Source organism: Azospirillum sp. Sh1, from assembly GCF_008365135.1.
Taxonomy (GTDB): Bacteria; Pseudomonadota; Alphaproteobacteria; order Azospirillales; family Azospirillaceae; genus Azospirillum; species Azospirillum oryzae.
This window is the reverse complement of record NZ_VTTK01000025.1, coordinates 39,305-59,624: the sequence shown is the minus strand read 5'-3', so window position 1 is coordinate 59,624 and position 20,320 is coordinate 39,305. Positions and strand designations below refer to the sequence as shown.

General features: G+C 67.8%; 18 protein-coding genes. 10 read left to right on the top strand and 8 right to left on the bottom strand.

Features of this window, described 5'->3' with window-relative positions; genetic code table 11:
* Positions 1-49 precede the first annotated feature (49 nt).
* Genes FZ029_RS22295 through FZ029_RS22250 form a run of 10 tightly spaced genes read left to right on the top strand, consistent with a single transcriptional unit; the run spans position 50 to position 11,405 of the window.
* A complete protein-coding gene (locus FZ029_RS22295; protein WP_247892442.1) occupies positions 50-3,004 on the top strand; it encodes a molybdopterin cofactor-binding domain-containing protein in 2,955 nt (984 codons plus the stop codon).
* Positions 3,001-3,837, top strand: coding sequence for an FAD binding domain-containing protein (locus FZ029_RS22290; RefSeq protein ID WP_149271974.1), 837 nt, complete (start codon positions 3,001-3,003; stop codon positions 3,835-3,837). The genes FZ029_RS22295 and FZ029_RS22290 overlap by 4 nt, the downstream gene beginning before the upstream one ends.
* Complete coding sequence (locus tag FZ029_RS22285) at positions 3,825-4,355, top strand: (2Fe-2S)-binding protein (protein ID WP_149271973.1); 531 nt, start codon at positions 3,825-3,827, stop codon at positions 4,353-4,355. The genes FZ029_RS22290 and FZ029_RS22285 overlap by 13 nt, the downstream gene beginning before the upstream one ends.
* Complete coding sequence (locus tag FZ029_RS22280) at positions 4,348-5,889, top strand: AMP-binding protein (RefSeq protein ID WP_149271972.1); 1,542 nt, start codon at positions 4,348-4,350, stop codon at positions 5,887-5,889. The genes FZ029_RS22285 and FZ029_RS22280 overlap by 8 nt, the downstream gene beginning before the upstream one ends.
* Before the next feature lie 30 nt (positions 5,890-5,919).
* Entirely contained in the window at positions 5,920-6,729 is an 810-nt protein-coding gene (locus FZ029_RS22275) for an enoyl-CoA hydratase-related protein (protein WP_247892441.1), read from the top strand.
* A 44-nt stretch (positions 6,730-6,773) separates the two neighbouring features.
* Entirely contained in the window at positions 6,774-7,958 is a 1,185-nt protein-coding gene (locus tag FZ029_RS22270; RefSeq protein WP_149271970.1) for an ABC transporter substrate-binding protein, read from the top strand.
* Between the two features lie 25 nt (positions 7,959-7,983).
* Positions 7,984-8,877: a branched-chain amino acid ABC transporter permease gene (locus FZ029_RS22265; RefSeq protein WP_149271969.1), complete on the top strand. Its 894-nt coding sequence runs from the start codon at positions 7,984-7,986 to the stop codon at positions 8,875-8,877.
* Complete coding sequence (locus FZ029_RS22260) at positions 8,870-9,913, top strand: branched-chain amino acid ABC transporter permease (RefSeq protein WP_149271968.1); 1,044 nt, start codon at positions 8,870-8,872, stop codon at positions 9,911-9,913. Before FZ029_RS22265 ends, FZ029_RS22260 begins: the two co-directional genes overlap by 8 nt.
* A complete protein-coding gene (locus FZ029_RS22255; protein WP_211104190.1) occupies positions 9,910-10,692 on the top strand; it encodes an ABC transporter ATP-binding protein in 783 nt (260 codons plus the stop codon). Before FZ029_RS22260 ends, FZ029_RS22255 begins: the two co-directional genes overlap by 4 nt.
* A gap of 5 nt (positions 10,693-10,697) precedes the next feature.
* Positions 10,698-11,405, top strand: coding sequence for an ABC transporter ATP-binding protein (locus FZ029_RS22250; RefSeq protein WP_149271967.1), 708 nt, complete (start codon positions 10,698-10,700; stop codon positions 11,403-11,405).
* 167 nt (positions 11,406-11,572) lie between these two features.
* Here FZ029_RS22250 and FZ029_RS22245 read toward each other — a convergent pair whose 3' ends face one another.
* From FZ029_RS22245 to choX, 8 genes are all read right to left on the bottom strand, one after another.
* Complete coding sequence (locus FZ029_RS22245) at positions 11,573-12,247, bottom strand: TetR family transcriptional regulator (RefSeq protein ID WP_149271966.1); 675 nt, start codon at positions 12,245-12,247, stop codon at positions 11,573-11,575.
* A 123-nt stretch (positions 12,248-12,370) separates the two neighbouring features.
* A complete protein-coding gene (locus FZ029_RS22240) occupies positions 12,371-13,378 on the bottom strand; it encodes a TRAP transporter substrate-binding protein (RefSeq protein WP_247892440.1) in 1,008 nt (335 codons plus the stop codon).
* Between the two features lie 51 nt (positions 13,379-13,429).
* Positions 13,430-14,710 (bottom strand): TRAP transporter large permease subunit, encoded by a 1,281-nt coding sequence (locus FZ029_RS22235; RefSeq protein ID WP_149271964.1) that lies wholly within the window; start codon positions 14,708-14,710, stop codon positions 13,430-13,432.
* 12 nt (positions 14,711-14,722) lie between these two features.
* Positions 14,723-15,349, bottom strand: a complete 627-nt coding sequence (locus FZ029_RS22230) for a TRAP transporter small permease (RefSeq protein ID WP_149271963.1) — start codon at positions 15,347-15,349, stop codon at positions 14,723-14,725.
* Positions 15,350-15,434: 85 nt separating this feature from the next.
* A complete protein-coding gene (locus tag FZ029_RS22225; protein WP_149271962.1) occupies positions 15,435-16,343 on the bottom strand; it encodes a shikimate dehydrogenase in 909 nt (302 codons plus the stop codon).
* A complete protein-coding gene (aroQ, locus tag FZ029_RS22220; RefSeq protein ID WP_149271961.1) occupies positions 16,340-16,804 on the bottom strand; it encodes a type II 3-dehydroquinate dehydratase in 465 nt (154 codons plus the stop codon). Before aroQ ends, FZ029_RS22225 begins: the two co-directional genes overlap by 4 nt.
* A 40-nt stretch (positions 16,805-16,844) precedes the next feature.
* The gene (locus FZ029_RS22215) at positions 16,845-18,770 is read right to left on the bottom strand and encodes a sugar phosphate isomerase/epimerase and 4-hydroxyphenylpyruvate domain-containing protein (RefSeq protein ID WP_149271960.1); all 1,926 of its coding nucleotides are present in this window, start codon (positions 18,768-18,770) and stop codon (positions 16,845-16,847) included.
* Between the two features lie 508 nt (positions 18,771-19,278).
* On the bottom strand, positions 19,279-20,289 hold the full coding sequence (gene choX / locus FZ029_RS22210) for a choline ABC transporter substrate-binding protein (protein WP_247892439.1): 1,011 nt from the start codon (positions 20,287-20,289) through the stop codon (positions 19,279-19,281).
* Between the last annotated feature and the right edge of the window lie 31 nt (positions 20,290-20,320).

The following is a 20,320-nucleotide window of genomic DNA, read 5'->3' as shown; positions in this document are numbered from 1 at the left end:
TGAAATCAAAGGCAGTCCGGCCGCAACTGCGCCATTTGTCGGCCGTTCCATGCCGCGGGTGGAAGACGCCGCGCTGCTGACCGGCGTCGCCCGCTATGCCGACGATCTGCCGGTGAAGCCGGGCACCCTGCATGCGGCGATCCTGCGTTCGCCGCACGCCCATGCAGACCTGCTGGGCATCGACACCGCCGCTGCCCTGGCGCTTCCCGGCGTCGCCGCCGTGGTCACCGGGGCCGAGGCCAGACGCTTCGCCAGCCCTTTCCTGGTCGGCATCCGTGCGCCGATGGAGCATTGGTGTCTTGCCATCGACCGCGTGCGCCATGTCGGCGAACCGGTGGCGGTGGTGCTTGCCGACAGCCGCTATCTGGCGGAGGACGCGCTCGACCGCATCGAGGTGCGCTATCGCCCGCTGCCGCCGGTCACCTCGATCGCCCAGGCGCTGGAAGAGGGATCGGAGCCGCTGCATCCGGCGGTGGGATCCAACCTCGTCAACAGCCGCAGCTTCCGCTACGGCGACCCCGAGGCGGCCTTCGCCCGTGCCGCCCGCACCGTGTCGGTCGAGGTCGAGTATCCCCGCAACTCCTGCACCCCGATGGAGTGCTTCGTCGTCCTGGCCGACTACGACGCGGCCGAGGATTCCTATGAGGTGCTGTCCAACTTCTCCGGTCCCTTCGCCGTCCATCCGGTGATGGCGCGTGCGCTGAACGTACCGGGTTCGCGGCTGCGGTTGAAGACGCCTTCCCACTCCGGCGGCAGCTTCGGCAACAAGCAGGCGGTGTTCCCCTATGTCGTGCTGATGGGGCTGTGTGCCCGCGTCGCCGGCCGGCCGGTGAAGTGGGTGGAAGACCGGTTGGAGCATCTGATGGCCGCCACCTCGGCCACCGCGCGCCGCATGCGCATCGACGCGGCGGTGGAGCCGGCCGGCCGGGTGCTGGCACTACGGATGGAGCAGACCGAGGATTGCGGCGCCTATCTGCGGGCGCCGGAACCGGCCTCGCTCTACCGCAACCACGGCAACCTGACCGGCGCCTACGACATTCCCAACCTGGCGGTGACCAACCGCATCGTCGTCACCAACAAGACGCCGACCGGCCTCAATCGCGGCTTTGGCGGCGGACAGCTCTATTACGGGCTGGAGCGGCTGATGAACCGGGTGGCGGCGGAGCTGGGACTGGAGTCGCTCGACGTCATCCGCTGCAATCTGGTGGCGGCCGACGCCATGCCCTACCTGACGGCGTCCGGCGGGACGCTCGACAGCGGCGACTACCGCGCGACGCTGGAACAGGCGGTGCGCGAGGGGGCGCTCGACACGCTGAAGGCGCGGCGCGACGCGCTGCGGGCGGAGGGACGGATCTACGGCATCGGCTATGCCGCGGTGGTGGAGCCGTCGATCTCCAACATGGGCTACATCACCACCGTGTTGACCGCCGAGGAACGGCGCAAGGCCGGGCCGAAGAACGGCGCGCAGGCGACCGCCAGCGTCGCCGTCGACCCCACCGGCGGCGTGTCGGTGACGGTGGCGTCGGCCCCGCAGGGGCAGGGGCACCGCACCGTGCTGGCCCAGGTGGTGGCCGACGTCTTCGGCCTGCGCTTCGAGGACATCCGCGTCAACACCGACCTCGACACCGGCAAGGACGCCTGGTCGATCGCGTCGGGCAATTATTCCAGCCGCTTCGCCGGGGCGGTGGCGGGGGCGGCGCAGGTGGCGGCCACCCGGCTGCGCGGCCGCATGGCGGCGCTGGTCGCCGGTCCGCTGAACTGCCGCGCCGACGATGTGCGCTTCGCCGGCGGCAAGGTCTTTTCCGGCGCCAACCCGGACAACAGCCTGTCCTTCTCCCGCGTCGCCGCCGCCGGCCATTGGGCGCCCGGAACCTTGCCGGACGGGCAGGAGGCGGCGCTGCGCGAGACCGCTTTCTGGACGCCGGAGCCGCTGAAGGCGCCGACCGACGCCGACCACATCAACAGTTCCGCCTGCTATGGCTTCATCTTCGATTTTTGCGGCGTGGAAATCGACCGGACGACGGGTGCGGTGCGGATCGACCGCTACGTCACCATGCATGACGCCGGGCGGCTGCTGAACCCGCTGCTGGTGGAGGGCCAGATCCTGGGTGGCTTCGCCCATGCGATCGGCACCGCGCTTTATGAGGAATACGCCTATGGCGACGACGGCCGGTTCCTGTCCGGCACCTTCGCCGACTATCTGGTGCCGACCGCCTGCGAGGTTCCGGTTCCGGTGATCCTCCATCGCGAAAGCCCGTCTCCGGTGACGCCGCTCGGCGCCAAGGGGGTGGGGGAGGGGAACTGCATGAGCACGCCGGTCTGCCTCGCAAACGCGGTGGCCGATGCGCTGTCCGGCATAGCGGTTGATGAGGTGCCGTCCCTGCCGATCACCCCGGCCAAGCTGGCGGCGCTGATCCATCCGCCGGAACCACCGCGCCCGGCATCCGCCGCGGGTTCCGGGAAAACGTCGCCGCCGGCCGCGGTCAAGGGCGGGCGCGGCCTGACCGGGGAGGGAAGCCGCGAGGTGCCGGCGACGCCCGAACAGGTCTGGGCCATCCTGCTCGATCCGAGGGAACTGGCGGCGCTGCTGCCCGGCTGCGAGGCGCTGGACCTCGTCGGTCCCAACGCCTACCGGGCAGAGGTGGTGGTCGGCATCGGCCCGGTGCGCGGCCGCTACACCGCCGAGGTGGCGCTGTCCGACCTCGACGCGCCCAACGCGCTGACCCTGACCGGCAGCGGGTCGAGCGCGCTCGGCACCGGGCGGGGCACCGGCCACGTCAGGCTGGAGCGCACGGCCGGGGGCACCCGCGTCACCTATCGCTATTTCGCCGAGGTCGGCGGCAAGGTCGCGGCAGTCGGCGGCCGGATGCTCGACAGCGCGTCCCGCCTGCTGATCGGCCAGTTCTTCGAGAAGCTGGTGGCGCGTGCCAGCGGCCCGGCTGCACCGTCCGAACACCCGTCACTTCTGGCGCGCCTGCTGCGCCTTCTGGGATTCAACCGATGAAACCCGCGTCCTTCGACTATCTGCGGCCGGCGACCGTCGCCGACGCGCTGGCGGCGCTGGCGGCCGGGGGCGACGGCGCCCGCGTGATCGCCGGCGGCCAGTCCTTGATGCCGATGCTGAACATGCGGCTGGTCCAGCCGCGCCTGCTGATCGACCTCGGCCGGCTGGAGGAACTGCGCATCCTCCGCGCCGAGGATGGCTGGCTGACCGTCGGCGCCGCCGTCACCCAGGCCGAGGTGCTGGCCCGCCCGACCCTGGCGCAGGAGGTGCCGCTGCTGGCCGCCGCCTTGCCGTGGGTCGGCCATTTCCAGACCCGCAACCGCGGCACGCTCTGCGGCTCCGTCGCCCATGCCGATCCCAGCGCCGAGACGCCGCTCTGCCTGGTCGCCACCGGCGGCGAGGTGATGCTGCGCAACGCGAAGCGCCGCCGCACCGTCGCCGCCGCCGATTTCTTCCTGGGGCCGCTGACCACGGTGAAGGCGGCGGACGAGATCGTCGAAAGCATCCGTTTCCCCTTGGCGAAGCCGGGCAGCGGCCATGCCTTCCGCGAGCAGTCGATGCGGCATGGCGATTTCGCCATCACCGCCTGCGCCGCCACGGTGGACGAGCACTCCGCCGGCCTCGCCGTCGGCGGGGTGGCCGACCGGCCGACGCTGCGCAGTTGGCCGCTGGTTGACGGCAAGTTGCCGCCCGATCTCGACGAGGCGCTGAACGCCTTCGCCTGGGATCTCGGAGGCGACGACGACCAGCACGCCACCGCCCGCTACCGCCGCGACCTCGTCCGCCGGATCGGCCGCACCGTCCTTGAAGAGGCCCAGTCATGCCGCCGCTGAACTCCATCTCGACGCTGGCGGCGGAGACGCGCCATGCCGTCTCCATCGTGCTGAACGGCACGCCGCGCACCGGTCACGCCCATCCGCGCCTGCTGCTGAGCGATTTCCTGCGCCACGAGCTGGGCGCCCACGGCACCCGCGTCGGCTGTGAACACGGCGTCTGCGGCGCCTGCACCGTCCGCATCGACGGCGTGGCACAGCGCGCCTGCCTGACCCTGGCGGTGCAGGCCGACGGCCGGCGCATCGACACCGTCGAAGGGCTGGCGCAGGCCAACGGGGGGCAGATGACCGCGCTCCAGGAGGCCTTCCGCCGGCATCACGCCCTGCAATGCGGCTTCTGCACCGCCGGCATCCTGATGTCGCTGACCGACTATCTGAGCCGCAATCCCGAACCCACCGAAGAGGAGCTACGCGACATGCTGAGCGGCCATCTTTGCCGCTGCACCGGCTATGCCGGCATCGTCCGCGCCGTGATGGACGTCACGGGCCGGACGATGAAGGAGGTCGCCCATGTTTGACCTCGGCCGCAGCATCCTGGCCAGCGCGGAGCGCAGCCCCGGCGCGGTCGCCATCGTCGACGGCGAGCTGCGGCTGACCTACGCGCAATGGCTGGAACGCATCCGCCGGCTGGTCGGTGCCTTCGACCGGCTCGGCCTGCACCCCGGCGACCGCGTCGCCACCGCGCTGCAGAACACATGGGAGATGGCGACCATCCATTGGGCTTGCCAACTGGCCGGCATCGCCGTCGTGCCGTTGAACTGGCGGGTGAAGGCCGACGAGCTGGATTACTGCCTGCCCAACGCCGAGGTGCGCGTCCTGTTCTGTCAGGACGTGTCGGCCGACGCCGTCCGGGACTCCGCCGCGGCGCGGGCTCTGCCCCGCATCGCGGTCGGTGATAGCGACCACCAGGCCGACCACCGCTTCACCGACCTGCTGGACAGCGAACCGGCTCCGGCGCTGCCGCGCGCCACGGCGGAGCATATCTCGCTGTTCCTCTACACCTCCGGCACCACCGGCAAGCCCAAGGGCGTGCCGCGCCGTCACCGGACGGAGCGTGCCGCCGCAATCGCCCATGTCGCCCAGAACTGCTACCGCCGGGGTGAGCGCACGCTGGGGGTCATGCCGCTCTACCACACGATGGGGGTGCGCTCGCTGCTGGCGATGGCGCTGGTCGACGGCTGCTTCGTCTGCCTGCCGCGCTTTGACACCGGCCGCGCGCTTGACCTGATCGCGTCTGAGCGGCTGAGCTGCCTCTATCTGGTGCCGACGCTTTACCACGACCTGCTGGCCGACCCGAAATTCGCAAGCACCGACGTGTCGTCGGTGCGCAAGCTGGGCTTCGCCGGGGCGTCGATGACCGACGGCCTGCTGAAGCGGCTTGACGCCGCCTTCCGGCCCGAGCTGTTCGTCAACCATTACGGCTCGTCCGAGATCTACACCTTCACCATCGACCAGAACGCCCCGGCCAAGCCGGGGTCGGCCGGCAAGGCGGCGCTGAACCAGCGCATCCGCATCGTCCGCCTCGGCAGCTTCGATCCCGACGAGTGCGCCGCGTCCGGAGAGGAGGGGCAGATCGTCGCCGACCTGTCCGGCGACGAGTCCTTCGAAGGCTATTGGAAGCGGCCGGACGCCGACGCCAAGGCGCTGCATGCCGGCTGGTACTTCACCGGCGACATCGGCTTCCTCGACGCCGACGGCGACCTCTTCGTCACCGGCCGGGTCGACGACATGATCATCACCGGCGGCGAGAACGTCTCGCCGGTCGAGATCGAAAGCGTGCTGTCGTTGCATGACGGCGTGCTGGAGGTGGCGGTCGCCGGCCTGCCCGACGAGCGCTGGGGCCAGCGGGTCGTCGCCTTCGTCAAGCGCACCCGCGGTGTCGAGGCGAAGGATCTCGACGACCATTGCCGCACCTCCGGCCTCGCCAACTTCAAGCGCCCGCGCGAGTACGTCTTCCTCGATGAAATCCCGAAATCGCCGGTCGGCAAGATCCTGCGCCGCAAGCTGCAGGCCGGCGAATTCGCCCTCGAACATAGCCCGACACTCTCCTGAACACAGCCTTCATCCATGGAGTTTCCGACCGTGACCCCCTATCGCTTCGACAGCACCGACCGCCTGCTCGCCGATCTCGACGGTTTCCGCGTGGAGATCGACGAGGCCAAGGAGCGCGCCGACGTTGTGCTGCACCGTCCGCCCTTCAACATCGTCAGCATGCTTCAGCGCGACCAATTCGCCGCGGTGTTCGCGGCGCTGGACCGCGATCCCACGGTTCGGGTGATCGTCCTGCGCGCCGAGGGCGAGAATTTTTCGTCCGGCGGCAACATCGCCGGCTTCATGGAGAAGTCGGCGGAGCATGTGTCGGAACTGGCGGTCAACATCGCCGCCCCGGAACGTTGCCGCAAGCCGGTGATCGCCCAGGTCCGCGGCTATTGCTTCGGCGTCGGCTTCGAGCTGTCGCTGGCCTGCGATTTCCGCATCGTGTCGGAGACCGCGCAGTTCGCCTTGCCGGAAATGCGCATCGGCATGATCCCCGGCTCCGGCGGCTCGGCCCGCCTGCTGCACATGATCGGCATCTGCCGGACCAAGGACATGGTGATGCGGGCTAGGCGCATTTCCGGCCGGCAGGCCGCCGACTGGGGTTTCGTCACCGATTGCGTCGCCGACGCCGAACTGGAAGCGACGGTCGCCGCCCTGGTGGACGAACTGCGCGGCTTCTCGCCGCTGGCCCAGCGAACGATCAAGGGCGTGCTGAACAGTGGCAACAACGTCTCGGTCAACGGCGCCATCGAGATCGAGGGGCAGGCTTATGGCCGCCTGCGTGGCTCCGAGGACTTCAAGGAGGGTGTCGCCTCCTTCCACGAGAAGCGCAAGCCGGTCTTCAAGGGCGTCTGACCGACGCCTCCAAGCACCGACAACATAGGGAGGAACCAAAAATCATGACCAAGACCACGCTTCTCGGCACCGCCGCGCTCGCCCTGCTCGGGCTCCCCGTCGGCGCGTCCGCCGCCGAACCGATCCGCATCGGGGTGGTGACGCCGCTGTCGGGCACCTACGCGCCTATCGGCCAGCAGGTCCGCTGGGGGCTGGAACTGGCGACGAAGGAGGTCAACGCCGCCGGCGGCATCCTCGGCCGCCAAATCGAACTGCTGTTCGAGGACGAGGAGGCCAACCCCGCCGTCGCCACCCAGAAGGCGGAGAAGCTGTTCCAGGTCAACAAGGTCGATTTCCTGACCGGCACCGTCAATTCCGGCTCGACCCTGGCGGTCGGGCAGCTGGCGGAGCGCAATGGCCGGCTGATCGCCACCACCGTGTCCTTCTCCGACGCCATCACCACCGACAAATGCTCTCCCAACGTCTTCCGGGTGAACGCGCGGGCGGGGCAACAGTCGGCGGCGCTGGCGGAATGGCTGGCCAAGGACAAGCCGAAGGCCAAGGTCTATTATCTCGGACCCGATTACGAGATGGGCCGCTCCACCGTCGCGGCCTTCAAGGCGGCGGCGGAGAAGACCGGCGCGCAATCGACCGGCGAGGTCTTCGCGCCGCTCGGCAGCAAGGATTACTCCCAGTATTTCGGCCAGCTCCGCGCCGCGCGCCCCAGCGTGCTCTACACTTCCACCGCCGGCAACGACACCGTGCGCCTGCTGACGCAGATGGGCGAGTACGGGCTGCTGCGCAACCTGACCATCGTCGGCGCGTCGGGAACCGTCACCGCCCAGAACATCGGCGCCATCGGCAAGGCGGCCGACGGCTTCGTCACTGGTGTCGGCTATTCGGCCGAACTGGCGACGCCCGAGAACAAGGCCTTCGTCTCCGCCTTCCGCAAGGCGTACGACACCGCCCCCGACCTCTACGGCGCCGACAGCTACGGCCTGATCGGCTTTTTCAAAGCGGCGGTCGAGAAGGCCGGCGGCACCGACACCGAGGCGCTGCGCAAGGCGATGGAAGGGCTGAGCTGGAGCACGCCGCAGGGCACCAAGACCATGCGGGCCGGCGACCATCAGGCGGTCCAGGACATGTACGCCGTGCGCATTTCGTCGGACGGCACCAACAACCGCTTCGACGTGGTCGGCACCGTTCCGGGCGAGAAGGCCATCGGACCGGATCTCTGCACCCGCTTCTGAGGACGCAGTCAAGGAGCCGATGGCCATGGCCGATCTCATCGACTATCTGCAATTCGTCCTGGCGCCGCAGGCGCTGAACGGTCTGTCGCTCGGGGTTGCCGTCGTTCTGATGGCGCTGGGCCTGACCATCATCTTCGGGCTGCTGGACGTCATCAACATGGCCCATGGCGAGTTCTACGCCATGGGTGCCTTCCTGGCGCTGACCCTGGCCGGGCTGGGGGTCGGGTTCTGGGCGCTGCTGGTTCTGGTGCCGCTGCTGATGCTGCCGATCGGCTGGATCGCCGAGCGCTGGCTGATCGCGCGGGTCTTCCACAGCCGCGACCGCCACATCCTGACCCTGCTGCTGACCTTCGGGCTGGGCATGATCATGGAAGACCTGCTGAAGCTGGTCTACGGCCCCAACACCCTGCGGCCCGAGAACCCGATCGAGGGCGGCACCGAGATCCTCGGCATGTTCCTGCCGAACTACCGCCTGTTCCTGATCGGCTTCGGCCTCGCGCTGATCGCCGCGGTCTGGCTGGTGGTCTTCCGCACCGGGCTCGGCGCCATGGTCCGGGCGGCCGCCTTCGACAAGGACATGGCCTCGTCGCTGGGGGTGCCGGTGCGCCGGGTCTATGCCGGCACCTTCGCCTTCGGCGTGGCGCTGGCCGGGCTGGCCGGCGTGCTGCTGGCGCCGATCTATTCGGTGTTCCCGACCATGGGGCGCGATTTCATCCTGATGGCCTTCACCGTGGTGATCGTCGGCGGGATGGGGTCGATCCAGGGGGCGGTGATCGCCGGCCTGCTGCTGACCCAGGTCCAGGCGCTGTCCAGCCTCTACATCTCGCCGGTGTGGTCCGACCCGCTGGTGTTCGGGATCATGGTGCTGGTGCTGATGGTCCGGCCGCAGGGCCTGTTCGGGAGGCTGGGACATGCCTGAAGCCACCACGTTGCGCACCCTGTCCGATCCCGGCCGCGCCGGTCCGGCGTCCCGGCTTTCCCGTCTGGCCCCGGTCCATTGGCTGGCGCTGGCCTTCCTGGCGGCGGCGCTGGGCTTCGCCGCCGCGGCCTGGGCGACCGGCAATGGATTCTACCTGCGGCTGGCGACCGAGGCGCTGATCTTCGCCGGGCTGGCGATGAGCGTCGACCTGCTGCTGGGCTATACCGGGCTGCTGTCTCTGGGGCAGGCGTTGTATTTCGGGCTGGGCGCCTATGTCTCCGCGCTCGTCCTGCGCGATGTCGCCCCCAGCTTCTGGCTGGCGATGGCGGCAGCCCTGCTGGCGGGAAGCGTGGCGGGCCTGATCGGCGGCGTCATCGCCAACCGGGTGAAGGGCGTCTATTTCGCCCTCATCACCTTCGGGCTGGCTCAGGTCGCCGCCAAGACCGTCTACAACACCCGCGCGCTGGGGGCGTCGGATGGGCTGATCGGCATCCCGCAGATCCAGGTGGGCTTCGGGCCGCTCAGCCTCGACACGGCCGATCCGCTCTCCTTCTTCCTGCTGGTTCTGGCCCTGACCGTGGTCGCCTATGCCGGTCTGTCCTACCTGATGGATGCGCCGTTCGGGCGGACGCTGGCCGCCATCCGCGCCAACGAGAAGCGCGTGCCGTTCCTGGGCTTCAACGCCTGGCGCTACAAGCTGGCCGTTTACGTCCTTGCCGCCTGCGTCGCCGCGCTGGCGGGGGCGCTCTACCCGATGCTGCGCGGCTTCGTCTCGCCGGAACTGATGTTCTTCGAGACCTCCGGCAACGCCGTCATCACCGTCATCGTCGGCGGCGTCGGCACGCTGGTCGGGCCGGTGGTGGGCAGCCTGCTGCTGACCGCCCTGCGCTCCGTCGTCGGATCCTGGACCGAGCATCACCTGATCGTCGTGGGGGTCATCTTCATGCTGTCCGTCATCTTCCTGCGCAAGGGGCTGGTCGGCGCCCTGCTGGCCCGGCTGAACCGCCGCGGCGAATCCGGGAGGACGGTGTCATGATGGCATCCTCCCTCAAGACGGCGGCGGCCGGCGCAGGCGCCGCCGGTGCCTTGGGCGTGCGCGACCTGTCGGTGAATTTCGGTGGTCTGCAGGCGGTGGCGGGCGTCGGCTTCGATGCCGCCGCCGGACGGATCACCTCGGTCATCGGGCCCAACGGGGCGGGCAAGAGCACGCTGTTCAACCTGATCAGCGGCGCCATCCGACCCACCGGCGGCCGGGTGACCCTGGACGGCGCCGACGTCACCGGGCGGTCCCCCGACCGCCTGCTTGCCGCCGGACTGGCGCGGTCCTTCCAGATCACCAACCTGTTCTTCGAACTGCCGGTGCTGGAAAACCTGCGGATCGCCGCGCAGGTGCTGGAGAGGCCCTGGCACGCGTTGCGTCCGGTCGGCCACAGCCGTCGCGCACTTGCCAAGGCGGAGGCGCTGCTGGAGCGCTTCGGCCTGTCGGCCAAGGCGCGTGAGCTTGCCGGCAACCTGTCGCACGGCGAACAGCGGCGGCTGGAGATCGCGGTGGCGCTGGCCGCCGAACCGCGGGTGCTGCTGCTGGACGAGCCGACCCAGGGCATGAGCCACGGCGACACGGCCGACACCGGCGCGCTGATCCGCTCGCTGGCCGGCGACCTGACCGTGCTGCTGATCGAACACGACATCGGGCTGGTGATGAGTCTGTCGGACCATGTCGTCGTGATGGCCCAGGGCCGGAAGATCGCCGAAGGGCCGCCCGCCGTGGTGCGCGCCGATCCCGCCGTACAGACTGCCTATTTCGGACACGGGTGACACCCATGCTTTCCATCGAGAACCTGCACGCGCACTACGGCCTGAGCCATGTTCTGCAAGGGGTGTCCCTGCAGGCCGGTCCGGGCGAGGTGGTCGGGCTGTTCGGCCGCAACGGCGTCGGCAAGACCACCATCCTGAAATCCGTCGCCGGCTGGGTGCCGGCCAGTTCCGGCGCGATCCGCTTCGACGGCGTTGATCTGACCGGGCAGACGCCCGACGCGATCGCCCGCCTTGGGCTCGGATTGGTGCCGGAGGATCGACGCATCTTCCCGGGCCTCAGCGTCGAGGAAAACCTGCGGCTGGGGCTGCGCCAATGTCCTGGGCGGGCGCGCCGGGAGAATGAACAGGCGATCGGACAGGCCTTCGCCCGCTTCCCCCGGCTGGCCGAGCGGCGGCGGCAACTCGGCACCACGTTGTCCGGCGGCGAGCAGCAGATGCTGGCGATGGCCCGCGTGATGGTGGGCACCGCCAGGCTGTTGCTGATCGACGAACCGACGGAAGGTCTGGCGCCGATGATCGTCGACGAGATCTTCGGCATCATCACGGAACTGAAGCGGGCGGGATTGACCATCCTGCTGGTGGAGCAGAACATCCACCGTGCCCTGGATGTCGCCGACCGTTTCTACGCGGTGGAACGGGGACGCATCACGCTCCATGGCGAAGCGGCCTCCCCTGCCGATCGTGCCCGGCTGATGGAGATGGTTGCCGTGTGATCCGGCGATCCGTTCCGATGTCCCGTTTCCCGATCCTGGGAGCAGGCTGAAGCGCGGCAACAAGTTCCAGCCGCGATAGGTTGACGGTGCCCTTACGATGCCGTCCGCTGTCCACTCACGCTGTGGTGCGAGAGCCGACGCATCCACCTTTCCGCTTCCAACCGGAGCTAGGCGCTTGCTGTCCCCTTGAGCAGGCTGACGATGGCGTCCGCAATCATCCTTTTGTGGCGGGCGCGGGTGTCGGTGGCGGTCAGGTCCTGATGGAAGATCAGATTGAAGGTGTGGCGGTTCGACACCCGGAAGAAACAGAAGGCGCTGATCATCAGATGCAGGTCGATCGGCTGGATGTCGGTCTTGAACACGCCCAAATCCCGGCCGCGCTCCAGGATTCGGGCCAGCGTGTCGATCACCGTGATGTTCAGATTGGCGATCGCCTTTGATTTCTTCATGTGTTCGGCGCGGTGGATGTTCTCGATGCTCACCAGCCGGATGAAGTCCTCGTGCTGCTCCTGATAGTCGAAGGTGAAGTCGATCAGGGCGCGGATCGCCGCCTCCGGCTCCAGATTCTGTAGGTTCAGGCGGTTCTCGATGGCGCGGATGTCGCCATAGACCTTCTCCAGCACGGCAAGGTACAGTTCCTCCTTGCCGCCGAAGTAATAGTAGATCATGCGCTTGGTGGTGCGGGTGCGCGCGGCGATGGCGTCGACCCGGCCACCGCTGAAGCCCAGCGAGGAGAACTCCTCCGTCGCCACCTCGAGGATGTCCTGGCGGGTGCCTTCCGGATCGTTCTTGCGGCTTGGCTTGGTTTTGTTGGTTGTGCCGGTCGCGTCGTCCGCCGTCATGCCCTGTCCCATGGTTTTGCGGCGCGGAGAGCGCCTTCAACGGAGGTAATGGACGAACGTTGGGGAAAGCTCAATGCCGGAGTGGTGGAGTGCGCGAACGCTCTCCACCACAGGGCTTCACCGTCAGTTCGAAGCGCGTTTCTTTTCGATCGTCGTATAGGCCTGCGTGACCAGCGCATCGCCGATTTCGGCCTTGTACTTGTCGACCACAGGCTTGACCTTCTCACGGACTTTGGCGAGTTCATCGGCCGGCAGTTCGTCGATGATCATGCCCTTCGCCTTCAGGGATGCCAACGCATCGGCTTCCTGCCCGCGCGACAAGTTGCGTTGGAAGACGGTGGCTTCGGCGGCAGCGCTCTGGAGCAGAGACTTTTCATCGGCGCTCAGCGTATTCCAGAACTTGCCGGAGACGATCAGCGCCTGCGGATTGTAGATGTGCCGCGTGAGCGTCATGTATTTCTGGACTTCGTTGAACTTGGTCAGCTCGATGGTCTTGGGCGGATTCTCCTGTCCATCGACGGTCCCGGTCTCCAACGCGCCGTACAACTCCGGGAAGGCCATCGGTACCGGGTTGGCGCCCAGCGCCTTGAAGATGTCGATGTAGATCGGCGTCTGGATCACCCGGATCTTCAGGCCGGCGATGTCGGCGGCGGTCTTCACCGGCCGGCGGTTGTTGGTCAGGTCGCGGAATCCCAGGTCCCAGAAGCCGAGGCCGACCAGCCCCTTCTCCGGCAGCTTCGCAATCAGCTGCTCGCCGACAGGGCCGTCCAGCAGGGCGTCGGCCTCCGACGCGCTGTTAAACAGGAAGGGCAGGTCGACCAGGGCGAATTCCTTGGCCTGGGAAACCAGGATGCCGGCATTCATCACCGACATCTCGATGATGCCGCCCTGCATCGCCGACACGGTCTGCACGTCGCCGCCCAGCGTGCCGCCGGGGAACAGCTTCACCTTGATCTTGCCGCCGCTCTTCGCCTCGACGATGTCGGCGAATTTCTGGGCGCCCTGGCCCTGCGGGTGTTCCTTGACGTTCTGGAAGGCGAATTTGATCGAGCGGTCCTTGTAGTCCGCAGCGCCGGCGGCACCGGCGAACAGCAGGCCCGGCAGCAGCAGGCCGGCGAGCAGGGATTTCATGCGCGTCCTCATGGGATTTCCTCCGGTTTTCATTCTTGAAGAGAACAAGGGTCAGTGGCTGAGCCAGGCCGCCGGAACCATCACCAGCGACGGGAACAGGGTCAGCAGGAACAGGACGACCAGTTGCACCAGCATGAAGGGCCAGACGCCTTTGATGACGCCTTCCATGCTGACCTTCGACACGCCGCAGACCACGTTCAGCACGGTGCCGACCGGCGGCGTGATCAGGCCGATGGCGTTGTTGATGATGAAGAGCACGCCGAAATAGACGGGATCGATGCCGGCCTGCTTGCACACCGGGACAAGGATCGGTGTCAGGATCAGGATGGTCGGCGTCATGTCCATCGCGGTGCCGATCGCCACCACCAGGGCCATCATCGCCAGCAGCAGCAGGGTCGGGCTGTCCATCAGCGGATCCAGCAGATCGGTCACCATTCCCGGCAGGTTGGCCACCGTGATCAGCCAGGACGACACCAGCGCCGCGGCGACCAGGAACATGACGACGCTGGTCGTCTTCGCCGCCCCCAGCAGGGCTGGATAGATGTCGGTAATCGACATCTCGCGATAGACGCAGACGGCGACGAACAGCGAATAGACGGCGGCGACCACGGCGGCCTCGGTGGGGGTGAAGACGCCGAACTTCAGCCCGACGATGATGATCACCGGCAACATCAGCGCCCACACGCCTTCGCGCAGGATCGCCAGCACCTCGCGCAGGGAGCGGCGGGGCGGCGGGGAAAGGTTCTCCTTGCGCGACACGTACCACCAGGCGCCGCACAGGCCGACGGCCAGCAGGATGCCGGGGAAGATGCCGGCGAGGAACAGCTTGGTGACCGAGACGTTGCCGGCCACGCCATAGATGACGAAGCCGATCGACGGCGGGATGATCGGCGCGATGATGGCGCTGGCGGAGACCAGTCCGGCCGACTTGTTGCGGTCATGGCCGGCCGCAACCATCATCGGAACCAGCAGGGTGGCGAGTGCCGCCGCATCGGCCACGGCAGAGCCGGACAGGCTGGCCATCACCGTCGCCGCCAGGATGGTGACGTAGCCGAGCCCGCCGCGGATATGGCCGACCATCGCCATGGCGAGGTTGACGATGCGCTTGGCGAGGCCGCCGGTGTTCATGATCTCGCCGGCCAGCATGAAGAAGGGCACGGCCATCAGCGGGAAGCTGTCGGCGCCGTTGATCAGGTTCTGAGCCACGATCTGCGCGTCGAACAGGTCGAGATGGATCATCAGCGCCACGCCGCACAGCAGCAGGGCATAAGCGATGGGCATGCCGATGGCCATGGCGCCCAGCAGGGAGCCGAGGAAGATGGTGATGGTCATGGTCCGGCGTCCTCAGCGGCTGGAGGCGGTGCGGGAAGGCAGCGGCAAGGCTTCATCCCGGGCCCCTTCCCGGTTGGTGCTCTGGTGCGTCCGGTGTCCGCCGGTGTGGGCGCCATGGGCGGTCGCCTCCGGCAGATCCTCGGATTCCGCAACCATCACGAGGTCGGCGTCGGAGAGTTTGCCGGTCAGCAGCAGATACATCTCATGCAGCAGGATGATGCCGGTCGACAGGCCGAACACCACGCCGACGCCGTACAGAAGCCCCATCGACAGGCCGGTGGCCGGTGCCTGCGCGTCCCAATTGATGAGGGTCTGCGTCCAGCTTCCCTGCAGCACCAGCCAAGTGACCCACAGCATCAATCCGCAGCTGGCCACCGCGCAAGCCAGCTTGCCGGTCCGCGGCAGGCGCGCCACCAGCGCGTCGACGCCGAGATGCGCCCGTTCCCGCAGGCCCAGGATGGCGCCGAGGAAGCACATCCAGACGAAGAACAGGCGCGACATCTCCTCCGACACCGTGATGCCGCTGTTGAAGGCGTAGCGCAGCACGACGTTGCCGAACACCAGCACCACCATGCCGGCCATGCACAGCGCCATCAGGATTTTGATGAGGGTGAAATAGGCCTCGACCAGCCGTCTCATGCGGTCCTCCCGGTGCCGGCGGCCCCGCCGGCTTGTCTGTGTGAATGGCGCCGATTGTCAGGCGGACATTGTCAGGCGGCCAGTATCAGCCGGTGGCTTGGCCGGCGTCCATCGACGCGAAATGCGCGCGGATGCGTTCGGCATCGGGGGAAACCCCGGTGAACAGCCTGAAGGCATCCACCGCCTGGAACACCGCCATGCCGCCGCCGTCCAGCGTCCGGCAGCCGATCGTCCGTGCCGTGCGCAGCAGCTCGGTCTCCAGCGGGAAATAGACGATCTCCGCCACCCACAACCGCGGGTGCAGCATATCGGCCGGCAGCGGCAGGCCGGGGAACTTCGCCATGCCGGTGGGCGTGGCGTGGATCAGCCCGTCCGCCGCCGCCATCGCGGTGCCCAGCCCAGTCAGATCGGCAACCGCCGAGGCTCGCCCGGCGCCGAAGCGGGCGTTCAGTTGATCGGCCAGCAGCATCGCCCGCGCCGGGGCGGCGTCGAAGATGTCCAGCCGGCCCGCTCCGAGATGGAAGGCGGCATGGCCGACCGCCGCCCCGGCCCCGCCGGCACCCAGCAGCACCACCCGGTCCATCGGAACGGTGCCGAGCCCGCGGCGGAAACCCTCGGCGAAGCCGGAGCAATCGGTGTTGTGACCGACCCGGCGGCCGTCCTTCAGCACGACGGTGTTGACCGCCCCGATGGCGCGGGCATCGTCCGACAGCTCGTCCAGCAGCGGGATGATCGCCTGCTTGCAGGGATAGGTGACGTTGAGGCCTGTGTAGCCCATGCGCTCGGCCCCCGACAGAAGCTCCGGCAGGGCATCCGGGCCGATGCCGAGGCGGTCGAGGTCGATCAGCCGGTAGAGGCAGCGCAGGCCGAGGGCGTCGGCCTCCCGCTCGTGCATCGCCGGGGTTCTGGAGGCCTGGATGCCGGCGCCGATCAGCCCGACGAGGATCGAGTTGGCGGCAGCGGGGGTGGGGGCCGGTCGGGAGATGGCGTTCATTTCTCGGCGGTCTCCAGCAGGCGGGCCATGCGCTGGAGGGCCAGCGTATAGCCCTGGGTGCCGAAGCCGCAGATCACACCGGCCGCGACCCGCGACACATAGGAGAAATGGCGGAATTCCTCACGCCGGTGGATGTTGGAGATATGGACCTCCAGGATGGGGAAGGCGCAGGCCGACAGCGCGTCCATCAGCGACACCGAAGTGTGGGTCAGGCCGGCCGGGTTGATGACCAGCCCGTCGACCGTCTCGCGCGCTTCGTGAATCCAATCGATCAGGACATGTTCGGCATTGGACTGGCGGAAGTCGACCGCAAGGCCCAGCGTCTCGCCTGTGCGGCGGCAGTCGGCTTCGACATCGGCCAGGGTCTCATGGCCGTAGATGTGCGGCTCGCGCTTGCCCAGCAGGTTGAGGTTGGGTCCGTTCAGGACCAGGATTGGGCGGCTTATGGTGGGGCGGTTCATGGCGGGGCGTCTCCAAACAAACGCACTGTTTCGTTCATTTTCAGTCGAGATAGAGTTCGGGGCGGGCGCCTTCGCGCAGTTGCGCCTGTACCGCCATGCGCACGGCGGCATTCACGGCGCCGAACTGGCGGTATCCGGCACGCCGTTCCACCACCTCGAAGAAGAAGCGGTCGTCGAAGCTGTCGGTGTAGGCGTGCAGGAACTCGCCGCCCCCGTCCGCCTGGCCGTCGCGGTCATACAGCAGTTCACGCTGCTTCAGCGCTTCCAATGCCGCATCGTCCAGCGGATGTTTGACCGCGAGGTCGTCATAATAGTTGGCCGGGATCGGCAGGAAGGGCGCGCCGGCCGCCAGACGGTTCTCCACCAGGGCGGCGGCATCCGACGCCGCGAAGGCGATGTGATGGACGCCGGCTCCGGCGGTGGCGCTGACGAAGCGGCCGGTTGCCGTCCGCCGGCTTTCCGAGATGTTCAGCGGCAGCCGCACGCCCCGGCCGGGCTCCGCATCGGGGCTGACCAGCGCCCGGCTGCGGATCAGGCCGTAGGGGTCGGGCAACTCCCACAGGCTTTCCGGAACGAAGCCGAAGACCGTTCGGTAGAACAGCACGAAACCGTCCATCCGGCCGAAGGGCAGGGCCTGGGCGACATGGTCGATGCCGAGCAGGGGCGGAGGGCCGGCTGCTCCAGCGGGCTCCTCCGCGAACAGGTGGAAGTCGTCCTCCCAGATGCTGCGGTTGGCTTCCTTGTCGTCGACCAGATAGATCAGCGTGCCGTCGGGGGCGCGCAGCGCCGGGATGCGGCGTTCGCCGTCGCCGACCCTCTCGCGCCACAGCACGCAGCGCAAGGCCTCGGCCCGGGCAATCGTGCGGGCGGCATCGTCCACCGCGAAGGCCATGGCGCAGACCGAGGGGCCGTGCATCTGGAAATGCTCCGACGCTGCGGAATCCTCCTCGCTGTTCAGCACCAGATTGACGCCGCCCTGGCGGTAGAGGTCGACATCCTTCGAACGGTGGCGCCCGGCGTGCCGGAAGCCCAGGCTGCCGAGCAGGGCGGACAGCTTGTCCCGCGCCGCCGCATCGACGGCAAATTCCAGGAACTCCACGCCACGGCAGACCGGCGGCGCCGGCAGGCCGGGTCCGAAGCCTGCCTCGGCCTCCGTATGGATCAGTGACCGCAGACCATCGAGGGCGGTCAGGCGGGCTGGGGCGGCGCGGAATTCGTCATTGAAGATCTCCAACGACAGGGGGCCGCGGTAGCCGGATGCCAGCACCGCGTCGACGAAGCGCCCGACAGGCAGCTCGCCCTGGCCGGGGAAATTGCGGAAATGGCGGCTCCAGGACAGCACGTCCATCGACAGCTTCGGCGCGTCGGCCAACTGCACGAAGAAGATGCGATCGCCCGGCAGACCGGCAATGCCGGTCGGGTCGTCGTCCAGGGCCAGCGTGTGGAAGCTGTCGACGATCAGCCCCAGTGCCGGGTGATCGGCGCGCTGCACGATGTCCCAGGCCTGACGCCAGCGGTTGACATGCCGGCCCCAGGCCAGCGCCTCGTAGCCGACGCGCAGACCGCGGCGCCGCGCCCGCTCCGCCATCTCGGCGAGATCGGCGGCGGCACGGGCGGGGTCGTCGATGGCGGCGGGCTGGACGTTGGAGCAGACCAGCACGAGGTCGGTCCCCAATTCCTGCATCACGTCGAACTTGCGTTCCGCCCGGTCGAGGTTACGGGCGCGGATCGGGTCCGGCATCGCTTCGAAATCGCGGAAGGGCTGGAAGATGGTGATTTCCAGCCCCAGACCCTCCGCAATGCGGCGCACGTCGGCCGGGGAGCCGTCGAAGGTCAGCAGGTCGTTCTCGAAAATCTCGACCCCGTCGAAGCCGATGCTGGCCGCCGCCTCAAGCTTCTCCGGCAGGGTGCCGCTCAGCGAGACGGTGGCAATCGACTTTTTGAAGGTGAAGGCGCTGGACGGCATGGGAGCCCTTTCGGCAGCGGCATGGTTCGTACATGCCAACAAACGTACCAGTTCGTACATTTTGCCGCAAGATGCTTTGTATGGCGATGGTTGAGAATGCGAACTATCTGGCGGGATGATGTGGTGGACAGCCCTTCCACCTTCCTGAAGCGATGGCACGCTGACGTCGTGGAATGTGGGTAGGCGTCCAGGCTCGGCGGGCAACTGAACCCGGCTACATTGTTGATTTAACGAGATAAAGCCTTTGGCAATTGGCCTTTCACCGGTGCCGATGCGGGGCCACTCTGCGGTGGGATTCCTCCAGCATTGCCCAGGCTGACGGACCGGAGGGAGACGACGGATTGACGGTCCACAATCCTCCCCCTCGGGCCTCATCGCAAACCGGAGGGACCCCGCATGTAATGGCGTTCGGGTCGGTAGGTCGGCCGGAACCAGGACGGGAAGCGGCTTCGGACCCATGCGCGCAACGCGGCAAACACGGCTGTTCGTCTCCTTATCGTTTGTTGCCTCACTTCAGGCCCAACGCCGCGCGCACGGCTGTTGCGGCATCCTTGCCGTCGCGGGTCGACACGCCGGCCAGCCAGGGGCCGAGCAGGTCGGGATGCGCCTTCAGGTGGCTGGCCGCGGCGTCCTTGGGCGCCTTCTTGTCGTCGGTGATGGCGGCCATGATCTCGTTCTCCATCCCGACGGTGAAGGCGAGTTGGCTGAACAGGCGGTGGACATTCGCACATTCGGTGCCGTAGCCGCGCCGGGACAGGGTGTTGACCGTGGTGCTGCCATAGTTCGGACCGAAATAGGCGTCGCCGCCGCTGAGATACGTCATGTCGATCCGGGTGTTCATCGGGTGCGGTTGCCAGCCGAGAAAGACCACCCAATCCTTGCTGCGCGTCCGGCGCATCGCCTGTGCCAGCATGGCCTGTTCGCTCGATTCGACCAGGGTCCAGCCATCAAGCCCGAAATCCTTCTTGTCGAGCATGCGCTGGATATTCTGGTTCGCCGGCGCGCCCGGCTCGATCCCGTAGATCTTCTTTTCGAACCGGTCACCGAACCGGGCGAGGTCGGCGAAACTGTGCACGCCGGCTTCGGCGACCGCGGTCGGAACTGCCAGGGTGAATTTGGCGTTTTCCAGGTTCGGGCGCACGATCTCGACCGATTTCTCGGCGATCAGCTTGTCGAGGAAGGTGGATTGGGCCGGCATCCAGTTGCCGAGGAAGACGTCGATCTGCCCGGTCTTCAGCCCCTGGAAAATGATCGGCACGGCGACCGTCTCGATCTTCTGCTGATAGCCCAGCGCGCCCAGCAGCGTTCCCGCCACCGCATTGGTCGCGGTGATGTCGGTCCAGCCGGGATCGGCCATCCTCACCATCCCGCAGTTTGCGGGCTCCGCCGCCGCTGCCGTCCCCGACACCACGGCCGCTGCCGAATACGAGCCGGCCGCGATCCCGATCACGGTCATCAGGCCGGCCAGCGCCGCACGCCCTGCCGTCAAACCGCCCATTGCAACCCCGGGTACATGCATGCTGCCTTCCCTCCTGTCGGGTGATGGTCGA